This window comes from Cupriavidus sp. FW305-3-2-15-C-LB2, from assembly GCF_058787575.1.
In genome coordinates this window covers 134181-153296 of the sequence record NZ_JBYSZW010000008.1, presented here as the reverse complement: position 1 = coordinate 153296, position 19116 = coordinate 134181, and the positions used below count along the sequence as shown (strand labels likewise).

The window sequence follows — 19116 nt, the reverse complement described above, 5'->3', positions numbered from 1 at the left end:
ATGGGAGGCCAGCGCATTAAATCCCTGTTCGTGTGGGCTTTGATGGCGGTGTTCCTTGCCTGCCTGTCGGGATGCGAGCCCCATGCAATCCAGCCAGTCGATGACCCGAACGAGATGCAAGACGGCGGCGTTAGCGGACTGAACTATACCCCTTACTATATCGCTACCTTTGGCATTGCCGGAGACAATGGAATATCAGGGGCTGGCCCAAATATCTCACCGGCCACTCCGAGTAATACGCCAACCGGTGGGGGTGGGGAAATGTGCTGTATTTCGTTTCCGAAGAAATGGCGGCCGGGCTTGAAAGTAAGCGTTCATTGGATAGCCAATAAGAAGCTCGATGGTAATGCTTGGGGTTCCTGGTACAAGGCTGATGCGGAGATTGCAGAGTACGGGCCGAGGGCAGGTGCCATGTTTGTCATTTTCCTGCCTGGGGATCGCATCAAGGTCATGGTGCAGGATGAAAATGCAAACGGCCATAACAGCCTTGCATTTCGGCCGGCAGATAGCGACCCCTATATTGCTGTAGGGAAGGTGGACGATGAAGCGAATCGAGAGGAAGAGGCAGCGCGCTTAGTAAGATTTGGCGAGGTAATCAAAGCGGACCCATCTATTGGAGACTTGAAACAATGAGCGTATTGCGATGGCCGGAGAAGATGCCAGAGGGCGGGCTGCTGTCGAAAGGCAAGGACGCCTATGATCTAGGCAAGGGGAAAGTCCGCGACCCCCACGCGGGATGCGAACAGATCCTGCATATCAGCCTGTTTTTCGATGGCACGAACAACAACGACGACGAGAGTAACAAAGCGTTTCGGGACTCCAAGTGGAAGGCTCACACAAATGTAGCCCGGCTCCATGCGGCCGCACGAGAAGAGCATACGTATGGCATCTATCGATACTACATCGCCGGTGTCGGCACGCCACTTCCGGAAGTTGGGGAAACCGAGTACTCCTCAATTGGCAAGGGGTTCGCTGTTGGCTATGGGCGTCGTTGCGTGTGGGCTTACACGCGCGTCCTGAATGCCGTCTATCAAGCAATTGCGGGTTCTGATGCTATTCTGATTGACAATATTGAAGCCAAGGCGCTTTGCCTGGCTGCTGCTGATGGCTTCCGGCCGTTCTCCAGTGTCTTCGACATGAAGCACAAGAAGCTGGCCGGCATGCAGCGGGATCGTAAGCGGGACAGCCATCGCAACAAGATGGTCAAGCAGGTGTGGATCAACGCCTTCGGCTTCTCGCGGGGGGCAGCCGGGGCGCGTTCGTTCATTGGCAAGCTAACCCGCGACTGGGCACCCGGCGGTAAGATTGCGGGCGAGATTCCCTACAAGATCAACTTCATGGGGTTGTTCGATACAGTGGCGTCGGTCGGGCCGCCCGATTCGTTCAAGTCCGCCCTCGATATCAGCGTGTTTGACGGGCATTTCGCCTGGTCGAATGACGGGCTGATGAACATTCCCAAGGACGTGCAGCGTTGCGTGCATTTCTTTTCCATCCATGAGCAGCGCATGAGCTTCCCATTGGACACCATCCGGGAAGGCAGCGCTTATCCGGGAGGCCCAGGCCAGCGACTTGAGGTTGCCTTTCCCGGGGTGCATTCGGATGTCGGAGGCGGCTATCCGCCAGGGGATCAAGGCAAGGCGCGGGATGGGGATGGCGACAAGCTCAGCCAGATTCCGCTGCACCAGATGTATATCGAAGCGTTGCGGGCCGGAGTGCCTCTGCAATTAGAGGAGGAAATCATTCGCGTGCACGGTAAGCAGCATGATCTGGTGCTGAATGAGCCCTTGATCGATGCCTTCAACCGTTGGCTGGACAGAACCGTCGAAATTTCGCGCGTCGAAGATGCCTTGCGATTCGGCATGCGCCAGAGCCTTGCGTGGCGCACCCTGCGTGCCCGATGGAACAAGGGCGACTATGTGACCAACCAGCCGTTCTTCCTGGCAGCGCATGAGGACGGCATGACGCCGCACCAGTTGGAGCAGCAGGTTGACAAGGCCATGAAAACCGATGCCGAGGCGATCAAGATTCGCAAGCGCATCGATGAGTTGGCCGCTGCCCGCACGGCGCTTGGATTGGCCGGGATGGCGCAGGAAGGATACATCAGCGCCGACCAGATGCAGGAGGGCGAGAAGCTGGACAAGCAGGCAAGGCAGGCATGGGATGTGCTCCAGCGGCGTCGAGAGCAGAAGTACCAGGAGGTTGCACGAGCGAAGGACAAAACCCGGCCCGGCGAGGGGGCCGCTGAGACTGTGACCAACGACCAGCACGATCTCCGCGAAGCTGCCGAGGAATTCCGGCTGCTGCTGGGCTATCTCCATCCCGAGCAGCGGGCAAGCCTCGGCGTGGAGCTATCGCCCATGACGCCGCGACCGCCGGCGGTAGGCGCTCACATGCTCTGCCCGTTACGCGTTCCTCTGGCCGCATATACCAACCCGACCGGTCAATACCTCTGCGTGCCGCGCGAGAACGACCCCGACAGCAAGCGCGTGCTATTGATCCCCAAGGACTTCTACGTCCAGACCGCGGTATTTTCAGAATTCGACGCCGAGAAATTCGATGTCCTGGTGCTGCCGGCCAGAGACATGCTCGATCAATTGCGCGCCTGGACGGCACCAGCGGTGGTCGACCAATTCGCGCGCCAGGAGCAGGCAGCCATTGCCTTGTTCGACAACTATGTCCACGACAGCCGGGCCTGGTTCCGGGTGCCCGACTTCCATGAATATGCGCCCGGCGGTTATGGATGGGCGCGCGTGTTCTTCATCGGCCATGACAACTGCGTGCGGCATCTGGGATTCGGCACGGATGCGTTGGTCAAGAGTGTCAATACGAGTCCAAAGCCTACGCCCGCGGAAATGGCGATGCATGATTAACAATACAGAGATTGGCTGAGTCGATCCATGTTGGAGACTAATCCCACCCCTCGCAAAGCCCCATCCTGGTTGCCGAAACAGGGCGGCCAACCGGGCGGCAAGCCATCACCGAGCCCCAGGGAGAAGCCGAAGGCAAAGCGGAAATCCGCCCAGGACATCGATGCGGCTATCCAGGGCAAGGATGCGGAACCGGTCACGGTCGCCCCCTACGATGACGCCATGCTGGCGAAGCGACTGAAGGCCATCCAGGCCGCTCGCAATCCGCTCCATGAGGCAGCTCGACCACTACTGCGGGCGATGTGTGACCTGAAGCCGAAGATGAAGCTTCGGCGCAGGCAGGTGGAGCAGTTGCGCGCCTTGCTGGAGCGAGAAGTTCGCGCGTTCAGGACGCTTTGCCATCAGGCGAACATCGAGCCCGACCATATCACCATTGCAAGCTACACGCTTTGTTCGGCACTGGACGAGGCGGCACAGCATTCGAAATGGGGCGGCGGAAAAGACGGCACCGGCGTCTGGGCACAGATGGCGTTATCCAGCCAGTTCCACGGAGACCGCGAAGGCGGCATCAAGGTCTACCAACTGCTGGCCCGCGCCATTGAGGACCCGCACGGCAAATGCGACCTGATCGAGTTGTTTTATCTCGTCATGAGCCTTGGGTTCATGGGCCGCTATCGGGTGGAAACCGGGGGAGACCGGCAGCATGAGCATATCCGGCAGAAGCTCTACGAACTATTGAAGTCACAACGTCCGCCGGTGCGGGATGCACTATCCGGCGATCTGGAAGTCTCCAAAGAACGGAACTTCCGGCCGCTGTGGGGTATTCCAGTCTGGATGGCAGTCACCGCATACGCGCTTGCGGCTCTTGTCGCTTTTGGATATTTCAAATATCAACTATCGACCCGCGCGCACGAAGTCGCGCGGGAGATCGAGGCGATTGGGGACGCGGCGGCGTCAGCGCTGCCCCGGTCACTACCCCCACAAGATGTCAAGGTTGGCGGCAGCGAAACGGGAGATGGTAGTCGCAAGCAGTGATTGCCTGCGAACAGGTTGGGGGGCGGTCCCGCTTGAGCCGACATCGAGGCACTGGGCCCGCGGCGGGCTCGAATTTGCTGAAACGCAATAAATTGTCACTTTTGCCAAGTTGCGGCATTTGGGTGATTCCCGCCGTAAGAGAGATGGCTTAAAGTGCCGTGGCCTTTATCGGCACTTTCCGAGCTACCCACCAAGAACAACATCATGAAAGCATCTCTCTCGCTCGCTTCCTGCGCCATCGCGGCGGCACTGCTGGCCGGCTGTTCCGGCGGCATGCCCACCAATCTCGATGGCGTGATGAGCGCCGGCACTTCGCTGGCCAAGGCTGCCACGCTGTCCGATGCCGACGTCAAGAGCCTGTCCGACCAGGCCTGCGCTGAATCGGACAAGACCAACAAGATCGCCGCTGCCAACACCACCTACAGCAAGCGCCTGGTCAAGATCATGAGCGGGCTGAAGAACAGCGACGTGCCCAACGTCAACGCCAAGGTCTACATGACCAAGGACGTCAACGCCTGGGCCATGGCCAATGGCTGCGTGCGTGTCTACAGCGGCCTGATGGACATGATGACCGACGATGAAGTGCGCGGCGTGCTGGGCCATGAGCTGGGCCACGTGGCGCTGGGCCACACCAAGAAGGCCATGCAGGTCGCCTACACCGCCACGGCCGCACGCGGCGCGGCGGCAGCTGCCGGCAACGGCGCGGTGGCGGCACTGTCGCAGTCGCAACTGGGCGAGCTGGGCGAGAAGCTGATCAATGCGCAGTTCTCGCAGTCGCAGGAAAGCGCGGCGGATGACTATTCCTTCGACCTGCTGACCAAGAACAAGGCCAACACGCGTGGCCTGGTGACGGCTTTCCAGAAACTGGCCAAGCTGGACGGCGGCAAGTCCGGCATGTTCTCGTCGCACCCGGGCTCGGAAGACCGCGCCAAGCATATCGAGCAGCGCATCAACAAGGCTTCGTAAGCGGCCTGCGCAAGCAAAAAGCCGCCCGCACCGGTCATGCCGGTGCGGGCGGTTTTGCTTTGCTGGCGCTGTGCGCCCGGGGGTCAGCGGTAGACGATCACCGGGATGTCGGTATGCGTCAGCACCTTCTGCGTCTCGCTGCCCAGCAGCAGGCCGGACAACCCGCGCCGGCCATGAGATGCCATGAAGATCACGTCGCAGCCATGGCGCTCGGCCGCGTCGATGATGCCCAGGTAGGGCACCGCGAAGGTCGACATATCGGCGTCGAAGGTCACGCCCGCCGCCGTGGCCAGGTTCTCGACCTCTTTCAGATACAGCTTGGCCTGGTTCTCGATGCGGTCCTTGAAGGCCTGCGGGGCTTCGACCACGATCTCGCTGAACGGCGTGTAGGGGTACTCCTCCAGGCAGACATAGGCCGTGATGCGCGCGCCGATGGCCTTGGCGAGCTCCAGCCCGCCGTTGATGGCTTTCTTGGAGAGTTCCGAGCCGTCGGTGGGTAGCAGGATATGTTGGAACATGCGGGGCTCCTTTTCTGACTAGGGATCGGGGCAGGGCAGCCAGCTGGCATCGGCGGATGCCGGGGCGCCGGTAAGCGCCTGTCACGAATCCATTGTAGTCAGTGTGCCGAGAAGGGCATTGCGCGGAATCAATTGCAATGAAAGCGTCTCAGCACACCGGCAGGCGCCTATCCTTCAGTCCGCCAGGACCTCGGCGACCGGCGTGGGGGCTGCGGCCTGTTCGGCCCGGCGCCAGTAGGACGGGTTGCCGTAGGTGTTCTTCAGGTGATCGATAAACAGCCGCACCCGCAGCGGCAGGTGCTTGCGCTGCGGAAACACCGCATGGATGCCGATCGGCGGCGCCTGGAACTCGTCCAGCACCGTCACCAGCCGCCCGCTGGCGATCTCGCTGCCGACCTCCCACCAGGAGCGCCACGCCAGCCCGTTGCCTTGCAGGCACCACTCATGCAGCACCGCGCCGTCGCTGCATTCCATGGTGCCGCCGACCTTGACCGTGACCGCGCGGCCTTCCTCCTGGAACACCCAGCCACGCTGCACATTGGCGCTGGCGCCAAAGGCAAGGCAGTTGTGGCGCTGCAGGTCCTCCGGCGCCATAGGGCGCCCGGCGCGCGCCAGGTACTCGGGCGAGGCCACCACCACGCGGCGCGTTTCGGCCAGCCGGATCGATACCAGGCTGGAGTCGGGCAGGTCGCCCAGGCGGATGGCGCAGTCGAAGCCTTCATTGACCAGGTCGACCACGCGGTCAGACAGGTCCAGCGTGATCGACACATCCGGATGCGACTCAATAAACAGTGGCACCAGCGGCGCCACGTGCTTGCGGCCGTAGCCCGCCGGGGCGGTCACGCGCAGGTGCCCGCTGGCCTTGACCCCGCCCGCCGAGACGCTGGCCTCGGCATTGTGCAGGTCGTTCAGGATGCGCTGGCAGTCTTCCAGGAAGGCAGAGCCTTCAAAGGTCAGGCTGATCTTGCGCGTGGTCCGTACCAGCAGCTTGACGCCCAGGCGCTCCTCCAGCGCGTCGATGCGCCGCCCGATGATGGCCGGCGCCACGCCTTCAGCCGCCGCCGCTGCGGAAAGGCTGCCGCGCGACGCGACGGATACAAAGGTCTCCAGTTGTTTGAAGTGGTCCACAAATGTTTGCCTGATGTGCCTGCGGTGTGCCGGCACGGTCACGCAAGCGGTGGCGTTGCGTCCATATGGCCGGCAGTGAGGAGGATTTGGTGCGGAGTTTTGTTTTAGTCAGCCAAGATTAGTTGCCTAAAAGTAAAAGATCAAGTGACCCGCGACCACTTTGCCGCACTGCAGCGTCTCCCTACAATTCGATGCATTCAATGGTGTACAGAGCCACGCAGCTGTGGTCTGCTCGTCCATCCACCCAGTCGCCCGTACCGTTGCAGGTTGCCCAGGCCCTCATGAACAAGATCCGCGCAGTCGTCTTCGATGCCTATGGCACGCTGTTCGACGTGTATTCCGTCACCGCGCGCGCGGAACAACTGTTCCCGGGCCGCGGCGAGGCGCTGGCGCTGCTGTGGCGGGACCGGCAGATCGACTACACGCGCATCCGCACCATGGCCGCCCCCGATGGCTCGCGCTACAAGCCGTTCTGGGCGATCACCGTGGACGCGCTGCGCTACGCCGCCGAGCGCCTGAACCTGACACTGGATGAAGCCGCCGAGGCGCAGCTGCTCAAGGAATACGCGTGCCTGTCCGCGTTCCCGGAGAACCTGGGAGCGCTCAAGCGCCTGCGCCGCGCCGGGCTGCCGCTGGGCATCCTGTCCAACGGCAATGCCGAGATGCTGGACATCTCGGTCAAGAGCTCCGGCATGCATGGCCTGTTCGACCACGTGCTGTCGGTGGACGCCGTGCGCCAGTACAAGACCGCGCCGGCCGCCTACGCGCTGGGGCCGCAAGCCTTCAGCCTGCCCGCCGAAGAGATGCTCTTTGTCTCGTCCAACGGCTGGGACGCCTGCGGCGCCACGTGGTTCGGCTACACCACGTTCTGGATCAACCGTGCCGGCCATCCGGCGGAGCGGCTCGACGTAGCCCCCTCCGGCACCGGGCACGACATGAACGACCTGCTTGAATTCGTCCGCGTCCGTGGCGTGGCGGTGTAGCAGGGTCCCTTCAACCAAGCCTTACCGCTATCGATCACAGGAGAAGACTGATGGCTATCACGCTGCCCGCGGGCATGAAGATTACCGGCGAGATCCTGCCGGCCTACGAAGATATCCTCACGCCGGAAGCCCTGGCCCTGGTAGACAAGCTGCACCGCGCCTTTGAGCCGCGCCGTCAGGAACTGCTGGCCGCGCGCGTGGAACGCGCCAAGCGCCTGGACGCCGGTGAGATCCCCGACTTCCTGCCGGAAACCAAGAGCATCCGCGAAGGCGACTGGAAGGTTGCCCCGATCCCCCAGGCCCTGGAATGCCGCCGCGTGGAAATCACCGGCCCGGTCGAGGCCAAGATGGTCATCAACGCCTTCAACTCGGGCGCTGACAGCTACATGACCGACTTCGAGGATTCCAACACCCCCAACTGGCACAACCAGCTGCAGGGCCAGGTCAACCTGAAGGCCGCCGTGCGCCGCACGCTGACCCTGGAGTCCAAGGGCAAGCAATACAAGCTGAACGACAAGATCGCCACCCTGCAAGTGCGTCCGCGCGGCTGGCACCTGGACGAGAAGCACGTCACCATCGACGGCAAGCGCATCTCGGGCGGCATCTTCGACTTCGCGCTGTTCCTGTTCCACAACGCCCGCGAGCAGATCGCCCGCGGCGCCGGCCCGTTCTTCTACCTGCCCAAGATGGAAAGCCATCTGGAAGCGCGCCTGTGGAACGACATCTTCGTGATGGCGCAGAACGAGATCGGCCTGCCGCAAGGCACCATCAAGGCCACCGTGCTGATCGAAACGATCCTGGCGGCGTTCGAGATGGACGAAATCCTGTATGAACTGCGCGAGCACAGCGCTGGCCTGAACGCCGGCCGCTGGGACTACATCTTCTCGTGCATCAAGAAGTTCAAGAACGACAAGGACTTCTGCCTGGCCGACCGCGCCAAGGTCACGATGACCGCGCCGTTCATGCGTGCCTACGCGCTGCTGCTGCTCAAGACCTGCCACCACCGCGGCGCTCCCGCCATGGGCGGCATGAGCGCGCTGATCCCGATCAAGAACGATCCGGAGAAGAACGCCATCGCCATGGAAGGCATCATCAGCGACAAGCGCCGCGATGCCACCGACGGCTACGACGGCGGCTGGGTTGCCCACCCGGGCCTGGTCGAGCCGGCCATGAAGGAATTCGTGGCAGTGCTGGGCGACAAGCCCAACCAGTTCGGCAAGCAACGCCCCGACGTGCAAGTGAAGGGCGCCGACCTGCTCGACTTCAAGCCGGAAACGCCGATCACCGAGCATGGCCTGCGCATGAACATCAACGTCGGCATCCACTACCTGGGCGCCTGGCTGGCTGGTAACGGCTGCGTGCCGATCCACAACCTGATGGAAGATGCTGCTACTGCCGAGATCTCGCGCTCGCAGGTGTGGCAGTGGATCCGCTCGCCGAAGGGCAAGCTGGAAGACGGCACCAAGGTGACGGCCGAGCTGGTGCGCAAGCTGATTCCGGAAGAGCTGGCGAAGGTGAAGGCACTGGTGGGTGGCGATACCAAGACCTATGACCGGGCTGCCGAGATTTTTGAGCAGATGTCTACGTCGGAGGATTTTGCTGAGTTTCTGACGCTGCCGCTGTATGAGGAAGTTTAAGCGGGTAGGGTGCTAGCAGGATGTAAAAACCGCAGCTTTGGCTGCGGTTTTTTCTTTTAGGATGCCGATCGAGTGTCCACTCAACTGTTGGAGTCGTTCAGGAAGGCGGTCACTCACTGGCACAGCCTCCAAATGTGCGCAGAACGTAAGCCTTCTGCGTGGAAGCCGCCAACTTACGGGCGCTGGATGACGGGGGCCACACGCATCGCTTGCGCACTACAATGCTCCTGTACAGGCGGCGTCCTGAGGGAGTCTCCAGATGACCGACAGCAGCGTGAAATCCAATCTTCGCAATACGTGGGAGTCGGCAGCACCCGGCTGGGCGAAGTGGGAGCATGTGTTTGCCACCAATCTTTCGGGCGCCACGGACACGCTCATCGATATGGCCGGTATCCGGCCGGGCATGCGCGTTCTCGATCTGGCCTGCGGTGCCGGCAGCCAGAGCATCCAGGCAGCGATGCGTGTGGGTGCCGGCGGCGAAGTGGTCGCCAGTGATATATCGGGCACCATGCTGGAGCATGTCCGCCGAAATGCCGCTCGTGCCGGTCTTCAGAATATCGAAACGCTGGAATGCGCAGTAGACGAATTGGACGAGACACTGGCGCCGTTCGACGCGGCAATGTGTCGATTGGGATTGATGCTTTTCCCGTCACCTGGTGAGGCATTGGAATCTGTCCGACGCGTACTCAAGCCTGGTGCGCGTTTCGCGGCGCTGGTCTTCACGACGCCGGCCAACAATCCCTTTATGGCCCAGCCGATGGCGATCCTTCTACGCCACGCGGGCAAGTCTCCGCCCGCCCCCGGACAACCTGGAATCTTCGCACTGGGAGGCGATGGCGTGATGGAACGCCTGATGAACGACAGCGGTCTTGGCGATGTGAAAACACAGCATGTTCGAGCGCAGCTCGTCTTGCCGAGCGCGTCCGATGCTCTGCAACTGATGCAGGAAGCCGCCGGGGCATACCGGGCTGTGGTAGCGGACCTCGACGTCGCGGCGAGATTGAGGGCCTGGAACGAGGTTTATGAATGCCTTAAGCAGTTCGACGTCGGTGAAGGCTTCAAGACCGAGCTTGAACTCATCATCGGGTCAGGCGCCAAGCCAGGATAGTTTTCGCCCGTTGGAGACTGAGGGTCGCCTGCGGGCTTTATCGCGTCGCCTCATGCGCGACACGGTACGACCGGAACGGGACCGCAACGGCGCCGTTCCCGGTCCCGCCGGACGGAGCGTGGTTGCGGCGCAGGCTATGGCATAGCCTGGAAGAATGAAAGCGTCCGGGCATTGGCCCGTTCGGCGGCGTCGGCGACATAGTGGACGCCCTGGTTTCGCGCGAAGGCGTGCATGCAGCCGGGATACGTGTGTATCTCGACATTGGGCTTGTCCGACAGCGCCGCGACGATCCGCGCCCGCGCTTCCGGCGGCACGAATTCATCTTCCTCGGCGATATGCATCAGCAGCGGCGTGGTGAACGTCGCGGCCTCGCCGAGATGCTTGTCGATGCCGACGCCGTAGTAGGAGACAGCCGCTTCGGCATTGGTGCGGACTGCGGTCAGGAATGCCAGCAGTCCGCCAAGGCAGTAGCCGACCGTGCCCACGCCGCTGGTAATGTCGTCCAGCCGCCGCGTGAACTGGATGGTCGCATCCAGGTCGCCCACGCCCGCATCGACATCGAAGGCCTGGTAGAGCGCCAGGGCCTTCTGCCATTCCGCATCGCTCTTGTCGGTGAGTTCGACGTTCGGCTGCTGGCGCCAGTAGAGATCCGGGCAGATGGCGGTGAAACCGTGTTGCGCGAAATGATCGCAGGTGGCACGCATGTCGTCGTTGATGCCGAAGATCTCCTGGATCACCACAATGGCCTTGCCGTTGGCCGCTGATGTCGGCCTGGCAAGGTAGGCCCGGAAGTTGCCGTCCGCTACGTCGATCGATGTGTACTCGCCCATGATGCCTCCTGTTATGCGGGGGTTTTGCCCATGCGGGCAGCCGTCAATGTAGCGCAATTCCCCGTCAGCGCGCGCCCAGCGCGGAGAGCAATGCGGCGGTGGTCAGGATGGCATGCGCGAACGTGGGCCCGTTGATCTCATGCGCGGCATGCAAGGCTTCCGGCGAGAATGCCGCGGTCGCGTCCCGCACCAGGGTCACATGGTAGCCAAGTTCCGCCGCGAACCGCCCCGTGGCTTCGATGCAGGTGTTCGCCAGCAAGCCCACCAGGACGACCTGCCGGATGCCGTGCTGCTTGAGCTGGAAATCCAGGTCCGTGTTGGCGAAGCCGCTGCCGCCCCAGTGCTCATGGACAATCACGTCGCCGGCCATGGGGCGGAAATCAGGATGCCAGTCTCCGCCCCAGGTGCCTTCGGCAAAGACCTGCGCGCGGCTGGCACCGAGCTGGTAGGGGCTGGCGTGCTGCCAGCCGAGATGCTCGTCCGGGCGGGCGCGATGGTGCGGCACGTAGAACACCTGTATGCCGCGCGAACGCGCCGCGCTGGTCACCGCACGCAGATTTGCCAGCGTCCCGAGTTTGTCCGCCACCGGCTTGGCCAGGCCGTTCAGCTTGCCGCCTTCGCTCAGGAAATCGTTGTACGGATCCACCAGCAGAAGCCCGGTGGACTCGCTGGTGTAGGCGGGGCCTGTCATGATCGTCCTCCCTGGCACTGGCAATCGTGCCTCTGCGACACTGGTCAGCGTTGCACGAACGCCAGCAGATCGTTGTTGATGAGATCCGGATGGGTCGTGCACATGCCATGCGCCAGGCCCTTGTAGACCTTCAGGGTGCCGTTGCGCAGCAGCTCCGCACTCAACGGGGCCGAGGCCCCGATGGGCACGATCTGGTCGTCGTCGCCGTGCATGACCAGCACCGGCACGTCGATCGCCTTCAGGTCTTCGGTGAAGTCAGTTTCCGAGAATGCCTTGATGCAATCGTATTGGGCCTTGACCCCGCCCATCATGCCCTGTCGCCACCAGTTGTCCTTCACGCCTTCCGAGACCTTCGCGCCATCGCGGTTGTAGCCATAGAAGGGCACCGGCACTTCCTTGTAGAACTGGGCGCGGTCGGTGGCTACCCGCTCGCGAAAGCCGTCAAACACCTCCACCGGCAAGCCCCCCGGATTGGCGTCCGTCTTGACCATGATCGGCGGTACGGCACCGATCAGGACCGCCTTGGCCACGCGCCCGGCGCCATGCTTCGCGACATAGCGTGCCACTTCACCGCCGCCAGTCGAGTGGCCGACATGGACAGCGTCCTTCAGGTCGAGGTGCGCAACGAGCGCGGCCACGTCGGCGGCGTAGGTGTCCATCTCATTGCCGATGGCGGTCTGGGTGGAGCGGCCGTGGCCGCGGCGATCGTGCGCAATGACCCGGAACCCCCTGGCCAGGAAGAAATGAAGCTGGGCATCCCAGTCGTCGGCGGTCAGGGGCCAGCCGTGATGAAAGACGATTGGTTGCCCCGCGCCCCAGTCCTTGAAGTAGATCTCGGTCCCGTCCCTGGTTGTAATCGTTCCCATGGCTTGCTCCGTCTGAAGGGGATTGGAAAGCCCGCGGCGGCTCGAGGACCCGATGTGTGCGATCGTCGCCAGCCTGTGCGCTGGCGGCATGGCAGCCTGCTTCACGGTCGGCAACCATCGCGGTGACGGCCATTATTCTCCTGGACTCTGGCCAGACGCTACGTAAAATCGGCAAATCGGATGGTGCCTGCCGAGCCTGCGCCAGGTGTCAGCCATCGCGCCGCAGGGCACTCCAATTCACTTGAGCGCAAGAGGGTGACGATGACCAACGCCAGCTATGCGGAGTTTGATGAATTCGAAGCGTCACTGTATGGCGTAAACGGCCGGTACATGCTGCGCTCGGCGCAGCGACGGGACTGGCGCCTGCGTGTGCTCGAGCTGAATGGCGTTGCCTTGATGGCCGGACAGGAAGGCGCCGCGACGATCTACAGTGGCGCAGGCATGCCGGGATGCTTCAACCTGTTCCTGCCGCTGAGCGGACATGAATGCACGGTGGTCGACGGGCGCCGGTTCGACCGCCATGCAATCGGCTGGATGGCGCCGGACCGCATGTTCCATATCGACGCCAGCCGCCCGGCAAGCTGGATGACAATCTCCATGCCATGCGAGCTCGTCTGCCGGTGGATGGCGACATACGCAGACAATGCCGACTTGTCATTGCTCGCCCGCAATCTTGTCCTGACCGGCGGTCCAAGCTTGGGCGCCCTGCTTGCGCTGACCCAGCGCCTGCTCTTCATCGATGATCGCCAGCCTGCCCAACTGCATCACCCGGCTGGCGAGCAGACCGCACGCAGCGAACTCCTCCGGCTCGCGTTCAACACCCTGCTGCCGCTAGCCGCGCGTAGCACCGACACTGCCAGGCACCAGAATCACCGGCGCATCCTGAGCCAGGCCATGGACTTGCTGGCAGCGGCGCGGCACACGCCCATCCTGCTTGAAGATCTGTGCGCAGCTACCAGTGCCTCGGAACGTACCATTCGCAACGTGTTCAACCGGTACGTCGGCATCAGCCCCCACCGGTACCTGGTGCTCCACCGCTTGCACCACGCGCGCCAGGCGCTGAAGCATGCCAAGGCAGGCGAGACGGTCACGAGCATCTGTATGCGCTTCGGGGTCTGGGACATCGGCCGGTTCGCCATGCAGTACCGCCGGCTGTTCGGCGTGCTGCCCAGCCAGACGCTGCGCGCGTCGCATCTCCGCATGCAGGCGCCACACTAGGCCGATGCCCGGCCTGGGTGCCTACTCGAAGAACATCTCGAAGACCTGCGTGCGCAAAACCACTGGATGGCCGCATCGCGGTGGTAGCCCGATCCCATTTTTATTGACCGACTCTGGCCGGTTTCTGACGACCATCCCATCCGTGCCCGGCCTGCCTCCGGCAACTGAAAGAGCGTTTCACATTGTGGAATTTGCTCCGGGTTTCCCCCGGCGCTATCTTTCGTTCCTTGAAAATGCTTTCCACATTGCGGAATTTAGTGTTTATCTCATTGAAAAATAAGGAAAAATCAACTCTTATGTCTTATATAAGACTTTGCCGCGACGCATCAAGAACGCCCTACAATGAACCCACGCTGCTCGCCTCGACATCCGCCAGCACACTCAACTATTTTTTCAAACGCGCTTTCTTCTTAGGAAATTCCCATGGCCCAGTATCAAGACGACATCAAGGCAGTTGCCGGTTTGAAAGAGAACCACGGCAGCGCGTGGAATGCCATCAATCCCGAGTATGCCGCCCGCATGCGTGCCCAGAACAAGTTCAAGACTGGCCTGGACATCGCCAAGTACACTGCCAAGATCATGCGCGCCGACATGGCCGCCTACGATGCCGACTCGTCGAAGTACACCCAGTCGCTGGGCTGCTGGCACGGCTTCATCGGGCAGCAGAAGATGATCTCCATCAAGAAGCACTTCAACAGCACCGAGCGTCGCTACCTTTACCTGTCCGGCTGGATGGTGGCCGCGCTGCGCTCTGAGTTCGGCCCGCTGCCGGACCAGTCGATGCACGAAAAAACCTCCGTCAGCGCGCTGATCCGCGAGCTGTACACCTTCCTGCGCCAGGCCGACGCCCGTGAGCTGGGCGGCCTGTTCCGCGAGCTGGACGCTGCCCAGGGCCCTGCCAAGGCCGCCATCCAGGCAAAAATCGACAACCACGTCACCCACGTCGTGCCCATCATCGCGGACATCGACGCGGGTTTCGGCAACGCCGAAGCAACGTACCTGCTGGCCAAGCAGTTCATCGAAGCGGGCGCATGCTGCATTCAGATCGAAAACCAGGTGTCCGACGAGAAGCAGTGCGGCCACCAGGATGGCAAGGTCACCGTGCCGCATGAGGACTTCCTGGCCAAGATCCGCGCCATCCGCTACGCCTTCCTGGAACTGGGCGTGGACGACGGCATCATCGTGGCCCGTACCGATTCGCTGGGTGCCGGCCTGACCAAGCAGATCGCCGTGACCAACACGCCGGGCGACCTGGGCGACCAGTACAATTCCTTCCTCGATTGCGAGGAGTTGTCGGCCGACCAACTGGGCAATGGTGACGTCATCATCAAGCGCGACGGCAAGCTGCTGCGTCCCAAGCGCCTGCCCAGCAACCTGTTCCAGTTCCGCGCCGGCACGGGCGAAGCGCGTTGCGTACTGGATTGCGTCACCGCACTGCAAAACGGCGCTGACCTGCTGTGGATCGAAACCGAAAAGCCGCATATCGCCCAGATCGGCGGCATGGTCAGCGAGATTCGCAAGGTCATCCCGAACGCCAAGCTGGTGTACAACAACAGCCCGTCGTTCAACTGGACCCTGAACTTCCGCCAGCAGGCGTATGACGCGATGAAGGCCGCGGGCAAGGATGTGTCGGCATATGACCGCGCCCAGCTGATGAGCGTGGAATACGATCAGACCGAACTGGCGAAGCTCGCCGACGAAAAGATCCGGACCTTCCAGGCCGACGCGTCGCGCGAAGCAGGTATCTTCCACCACCTGATTACGCTGCCGACCTACCACACCGCCGCGCTGTCGACCGACAACCTGGCCAAGGAATACTTCGGCGACCAGGGCATGCTGGGTTATGTGGCTGGCGTGCAGCGTAAGGAAATCCGTCAGGGCATCGCCTGCGTCAAGCACCAGAACATGTCCGGCTCGGACATCGGCGACGACCACAAGGAGTATTTCAGCGGCGAAGCGGCCCTGAAAGCGGCGGGTAAAGACAACACCATGAACCAGTTCTGATACCAGTAATACCCCAAGCAAAACGCCAACCGATACGGGTTGGCGTTTTTTTGTCCGGCGAGATCGCTCGCGGGGTTCTCATCAAACATATTCTTGTGCGCTTCCATGCAGAAGCTGTACGTGTGGCTTGAAATCAGCGTGCTGGGTTGAGACGCGGATGCGTCTCCTCTCCCCAGTGATACAGTACAAGGCCAGACAGTCCCATCGCGATGGCGACGAACCAGAATGCACTCTCGACGCGGCCACCGAGCGCTGCAGCTGCGCCCAGGCAGAGCGCGCCGATGCCATACCCGAGGTCGCGCCAGAAGCGGTAGATGCCAATGGCAGACGCCCGCCAACTGGGGTGTGCGATGTCGGCTACCGCAGCGCTCAGATTGGGGTACAACATCGCCATGCCCAGCCCGGTCACGGCGGCCGAGGTGCTCCACCAAACCGAGCCGCTGCCTAGCGGCAGCAGGGCCACGCCAGCGCCACACACCCACATACCCCCGACATTGAGGCGCTGACGGCCGACCTTGTCCGAGAATCTACCGGTGAATAGCTGGGCACCGCCCCAGGTAAAGCCGTAGACACCCACTATCCAGCCAATGCCGGGCAGGCTCACTCCCTGCTGGTGCAGGTAGATGGGAAACAAGGCCCAAACCAGCGCGTCAACGAACTTCTCCACTAGCCCGGCCTGGCAGAGCGCGGCCATTCGACGGTCGCGCCAACTCATCAGGACGAACATCTCGCTGCTCGATGGTTGCTCGCTTACGCCCGGCGGGTAGCGTGGGTGAAGCACTGTCGCGGATGTGCCGGCGGTGTGGCGTTTGACCTCAGCCCGGGCCCAGGGCAGCGTCTCCATCACCACCAGCCAGGCGAGCAATGTCGCCAGCCCAATGACGACAGCGCCGAACCACAGCAATCCTTCGCGCGGACCCGAGATGGAAGCCGCATAGCCCGTGACCACTCCTGCCACGGCGACACCCACGTAGCCAGAGAATTCGTTCAGCCCGATAACCAGGCCGCGCTGGTCGGCTCGCGTAATGTCGAGCTTGGCCGTCTGGGTCATTGACCAGGTCAGGCCCTGATTCACACCGAGCAAGGTAGTTGCCAGGACAATCCAGTTCCACGATGGCGCGAAATAGATAAGCAGCGGAATCGGTAGCGCTACAAGCCATCCGATGAGCAGCACTCGTTTGCGGCCGATGTGCTCCGCCAGGCGACCCGCAACGAAGTTCATAGCACCCTTGACGAAGCCGAATGCCACGACGAAGGCCACCAGTAGCATGAACGACCCACGTGGCACGCCGAACTCGGTCTCGGCGAGCGCCGGTACAACGTTGCGCATCATGCCAATGGTCATGCCTACGAACAGCACCTGCAGCAGTTGCTGCAGAATCTGGCCAAGATTGGCACGTATGCCGAAGTCAATCGAGAGCGGCTTCAATCGCGCGCACCTTCGGGCTTAATGCCACGCAGACTGACCTCTATGATGCGAGCCATGTTCTCCGGTTGCTGCGGGATGTCGGCAACCGCCGCATCGACAAAGGCATCGCGCGACATTGCGAGCATCGGGTTGAAGCGTTTCTCGAACCCGATGGTCGATGCAGGCTTGCCAGAAAGGCCTGCGCCGCAGGCGCTGCCGGCTTGATGTCCAGGATAAATCTCAAGCTCGGCAGGGAGATTCAACAGCTTGCGATGCAAGCTATCGTGCAGTCGGGCGGCCATTTCGCGTTCTCTCCCGGCCAGGTCCGGCCGGCCGGCACATCCAAAGAAATAGGAAAAGGTGGCGTTTTCAGTGGGACGTTGGCGGAAGAACATGACGGTTTCCTGTGTCTGGACACTGGCGCCTAGTCGGCCCGCGCTTTCCGTGCCATGACATCCGTCTCCTTGCCCTATGCCTCGATGGGCAGCCCGTGAGCGCGCCACTCGGCCACGCCATCAGTCAGGTGGAAGGCGCGATAGCCCTTCTTGCGCAGGAGCTCGACAGCGTCCTTGGCCATCAGGCAGAAGGGACCGCGGCAGTACGCGACAACGGGCATGTCTTTGGGCAGCTCGGCAAGCCGCTTCCTGAGTTCGTCGAGTGGCAGGGAGCGAGCATGCGGCAAGTGGGCCGTGGCGAACTCCTCTGCTGGGCGCACATCGAGAACCAGCACTTCTCCGGCCCTGGCCTTCTTCAAGATGGCAGCACGGTCGAATCCTTCGAGGTCGTCGCCATGCCCGATGATTGACGCCAGGGCCACCTGCAATTCCACTAGCCGCTCCTCGGCCGCTGAACGAAGCGTTACCCAGAGGTCGGCCACGCTGGTGCTGGCCAGACGGTACTGGACGTACTTCCCATCCTTGCGGGTCTCGACGAGACGAGCCTGGCGCAGCTCCTTGAGATGAGCGCTGGCGAGCTTCACGCTGATTTCTGCCTGGGCGGCCAGAACCTCGACGGTTTTCTCACCCTGGCACATAAGCTCGATAAGCTCCAGACGTTTCGGGCTGGCTACGGCTTTCCCGATGCGCGCGACCTGCTCGTACAGGTGGTTCTTTAACGTTCTCATTTTTTCATTCTATGGAACGTTAGAATGAATGGCAAGCTCTGTCTGGAAGGAGCTTCTCTCTGGGAGGCTGTTTGACAGCGGCTGCCAGCGGTAGCTTCATGCCTCAGTCAGACCAGCACGTGACGTGTCTCTAGAAAGAAGCGCTGAATCTCTTGTTCAATCTCCGGATCGATCATTCTGACCGGCCGGTTTCCGTTCGGGCAGGCAAGCCTTGGGGTCGTTCCAAACAAGCGACAAATCAACGGGCGCTCCGAATACACGCTGCATCCCTTGGTATCAAGGTGAGGGCAACTCAGGTTTGCCAGCGCCGTTTCGTGCTCGGCATCGCTTTTGACGGGAAGCCTCGACATTTCCTCCGTTGAGGTTGTCACAGGACCACAACAGTCATGACATCCAGGGGTGCACTCAAATGTGGGAATTCGTGAGCGAAGAAATCTGATCTTTTGACTATTCATTGGTGCGGTTATCAGAAAGTCGGTCAGGAGCTGGCCGAGGTAGGATGCGCGCTACATTCAACCCAACTGTGCGCCGCGATCTAGTTCAACTAACGTGCCCCCGGCGGTAGTCTGAGGAATTCCGACGCCTCTTGCATAGCGCTCTCGGCCAGCTCACGGGCTTCCTCGCCGCCGCCGGGCGTCATCAGGCCGGCCAGTGCTGCATAGAGCAAGTGGATCAGGTCCACGGCACGGTGATACTGTTCGTCGCTCATCTCTATCCCTCTACGAGGCCATCGA

The 19116-nt window shown here is 61.9% G+C and carries 20 protein-coding genes; 10 read left to right on the top strand and 10 right to left on the bottom strand.

Annotated elements, in window-relative coordinates; translation table 11 throughout:
* From AC3WRR_RS09015 to loiP, 4 genes are all read left to right on the top strand, one after another.
* Positions 1 to 633 (top strand): DUF3304 domain-containing protein, encoded by a 633-nt coding sequence (locus AC3WRR_RS09015; protein ID WP_439668014.1) that lies wholly within the window; start codon positions 1 to 3, stop codon positions 631 to 633.
* Positions 630 to 2870, top strand: coding sequence for a phospholipase effector Tle1 domain-containing protein (locus AC3WRR_RS09010; RefSeq protein WP_010810519.1), 2241 nt, complete (start codon positions 630 to 632; stop codon positions 2868 to 2870). Before AC3WRR_RS09015 ends, AC3WRR_RS09010 begins: the two co-directional genes overlap by 4 nt.
* Positions 2871 to 2897: 27 nt before the next feature.
* The gene (gene icmH / locus AC3WRR_RS09005) at positions 2898 to 3902 is read left to right on the top strand and encodes a type IVB secretion system protein IcmH/DotU (RefSeq protein WP_492296720.1); all 1005 of its coding nucleotides are present in this window, start codon (positions 2898 to 2900) and stop codon (positions 3900 to 3902) included.
* 204 nt (positions 3903 to 4106) lie between these two features.
* On the top strand, positions 4107 to 4868 hold the full coding sequence (gene loiP / locus AC3WRR_RS09000; RefSeq protein ID WP_010810521.1) for a metalloprotease LoiP: 762 nt from the start codon (positions 4107 to 4109) through the stop codon (positions 4866 to 4868).
* An 83-nt stretch (positions 4869 to 4951) separates the two neighbouring features.
* Here loiP and AC3WRR_RS08995 read toward each other — a convergent pair whose 3' ends face one another.
* Both AC3WRR_RS08995 and AC3WRR_RS08990 read right to left on the bottom strand, forming a co-directional pair.
* Entirely contained in the window at positions 4952 to 5386 is a 435-nt protein-coding gene (locus AC3WRR_RS08995; protein ID WP_010810522.1) for a universal stress protein, read from the bottom strand.
* A gap of 174 nt (positions 5387 to 5560) precedes the next feature.
* Positions 5561 to 6514, bottom strand: coding sequence for a LysR family transcriptional regulator (locus AC3WRR_RS08990; protein ID WP_010810523.1), 954 nt, complete (start codon positions 6512 to 6514; stop codon positions 5561 to 5563).
* A gap of 281 nt (positions 6515 to 6795) precedes the next feature.
* On the opposite strand from AC3WRR_RS08990, the gene AC3WRR_RS08985 reads away from it, so the two are divergent.
* From AC3WRR_RS08985 to AC3WRR_RS08975, 3 genes are all read left to right on the top strand, one after another.
* Positions 6796 to 7497 carry a haloacid dehalogenase type II gene (locus AC3WRR_RS08985; protein ID WP_010810524.1) on the top strand — a complete coding sequence of 234 codons (702 nt, stop codon included), beginning with the start codon at positions 6796 to 6798 and terminating at the stop codon, positions 7495 to 7497.
* Positions 7498 to 7547: 50 nt separating this feature from the next.
* Positions 7548 to 9134: a malate synthase A gene (aceB, locus tag AC3WRR_RS08980; RefSeq protein ID WP_454749115.1), complete on the top strand. Its 1587-nt coding sequence runs from the start codon at positions 7548 to 7550 to the stop codon at positions 9132 to 9134.
* 259 nt (positions 9135 to 9393) lie between these two features.
* A complete protein-coding gene (locus AC3WRR_RS08975) occupies positions 9394 to 10242 on the top strand; it encodes a class I SAM-dependent methyltransferase (RefSeq protein WP_010810526.1) in 849 nt (282 codons plus the stop codon).
* Positions 10243 to 10376: 134 nt separating this feature from the next.
* Here the strand turns inward: AC3WRR_RS08975 and AC3WRR_RS08970 are convergent, their stop codons facing one another.
* The 3 genes from AC3WRR_RS08970 to AC3WRR_RS08960 all read right to left on the bottom strand — a co-directional run bounded on the left by AC3WRR_RS08970 (position 10377) and on the right by AC3WRR_RS08960 (position 12629).
* On the bottom strand, positions 10377 to 11072 hold the full coding sequence (locus AC3WRR_RS08970; RefSeq protein ID WP_454749116.1) for a dienelactone hydrolase family protein: 696 nt from the start codon (positions 11070 to 11072) through the stop codon (positions 10377 to 10379).
* Between the two features lie 64 nt (positions 11073 to 11136).
* A complete protein-coding gene (locus tag AC3WRR_RS08965; RefSeq protein WP_010810528.1) occupies positions 11137 to 11763 on the bottom strand; it encodes a cysteine hydrolase family protein in 627 nt (208 codons plus the stop codon).
* A gap of 44 nt (positions 11764 to 11807) precedes the next feature.
* Positions 11808 to 12629: an alpha/beta fold hydrolase gene (locus tag AC3WRR_RS08960; RefSeq protein ID WP_010810529.1), complete on the bottom strand. Its 822-nt coding sequence runs from the start codon at positions 12627 to 12629 to the stop codon at positions 11808 to 11810.
* Positions 12630 to 12890: 261 nt separating this feature from the next.
* Between AC3WRR_RS08960 and AC3WRR_RS08955 the strand changes: the two genes are divergently transcribed.
* The 3 genes from AC3WRR_RS08955 to AC3WRR_RS08945 all read left to right on the top strand — a co-directional run bounded on the left by AC3WRR_RS08955 (position 12891) and on the right by AC3WRR_RS08945 (position 15851).
* A complete protein-coding gene (locus tag AC3WRR_RS08955) occupies positions 12891 to 13847 on the top strand; it encodes a helix-turn-helix domain-containing protein (protein WP_010810530.1) in 957 nt (318 codons plus the stop codon).
* A 49-nt stretch (positions 13848 to 13896) separates the two neighbouring features.
* On the top strand, positions 13897 to 14127 hold the full coding sequence (locus tag AC3WRR_RS08950; RefSeq protein ID WP_143010713.1) for a hypothetical protein: 231 nt from the start codon (positions 13897 to 13899) through the stop codon (positions 14125 to 14127).
* Between the two features lie 143 nt (positions 14128 to 14270).
* Positions 14271 to 15851, top strand: coding sequence for an isocitrate lyase (locus AC3WRR_RS08945; protein WP_010810531.1), 1581 nt, complete (start codon positions 14271 to 14273; stop codon positions 15849 to 15851).
* A gap of 133 nt (positions 15852 to 15984) precedes the next feature.
* Here AC3WRR_RS08945 and AC3WRR_RS08940 read toward each other — a convergent pair whose 3' ends face one another.
* From AC3WRR_RS08940 to AC3WRR_RS08920, 5 genes are all read right to left on the bottom strand, one after another.
* Positions 15985 to 17280: an MFS transporter gene (locus tag AC3WRR_RS08940; RefSeq protein WP_010810532.1), complete on the bottom strand. Its 1296-nt coding sequence runs from the start codon at positions 17278 to 17280 to the stop codon at positions 15985 to 15987.
* Positions 17277 to 17654, bottom strand: coding sequence for a hypothetical protein (locus tag AC3WRR_RS08935; protein WP_492296716.1), 378 nt, complete (start codon positions 17652 to 17654; stop codon positions 17277 to 17279). Before AC3WRR_RS08935 ends, AC3WRR_RS08940 begins: the two co-directional genes overlap by 4 nt.
* Before the next feature lie 74 nt (positions 17655 to 17728).
* The gene (locus AC3WRR_RS08930) at positions 17729 to 18382 is read right to left on the bottom strand and encodes an ArsR/SmtB family transcription factor (protein ID WP_492296714.1); all 654 of its coding nucleotides are present in this window, start codon (positions 18380 to 18382) and stop codon (positions 17729 to 17731) included.
* A gap of 107 nt (positions 18383 to 18489) precedes the next feature.
* Positions 18490 to 18837: a YkgJ family cysteine cluster protein gene (locus tag AC3WRR_RS08925; RefSeq protein ID WP_010810535.1), complete on the bottom strand. Its 348-nt coding sequence runs from the start codon at positions 18835 to 18837 to the stop codon at positions 18490 to 18492.
* An 89-nt stretch (positions 18838 to 18926) separates the two neighbouring features.
* Positions 18927 to 19091 (bottom strand): hypothetical protein, encoded by a 165-nt coding sequence (locus AC3WRR_RS08920; RefSeq protein WP_011615551.1) that lies wholly within the window; start codon positions 19089 to 19091, stop codon positions 18927 to 18929.
* Between the last annotated feature and the right edge of the window lie 25 nt (positions 19092 to 19116).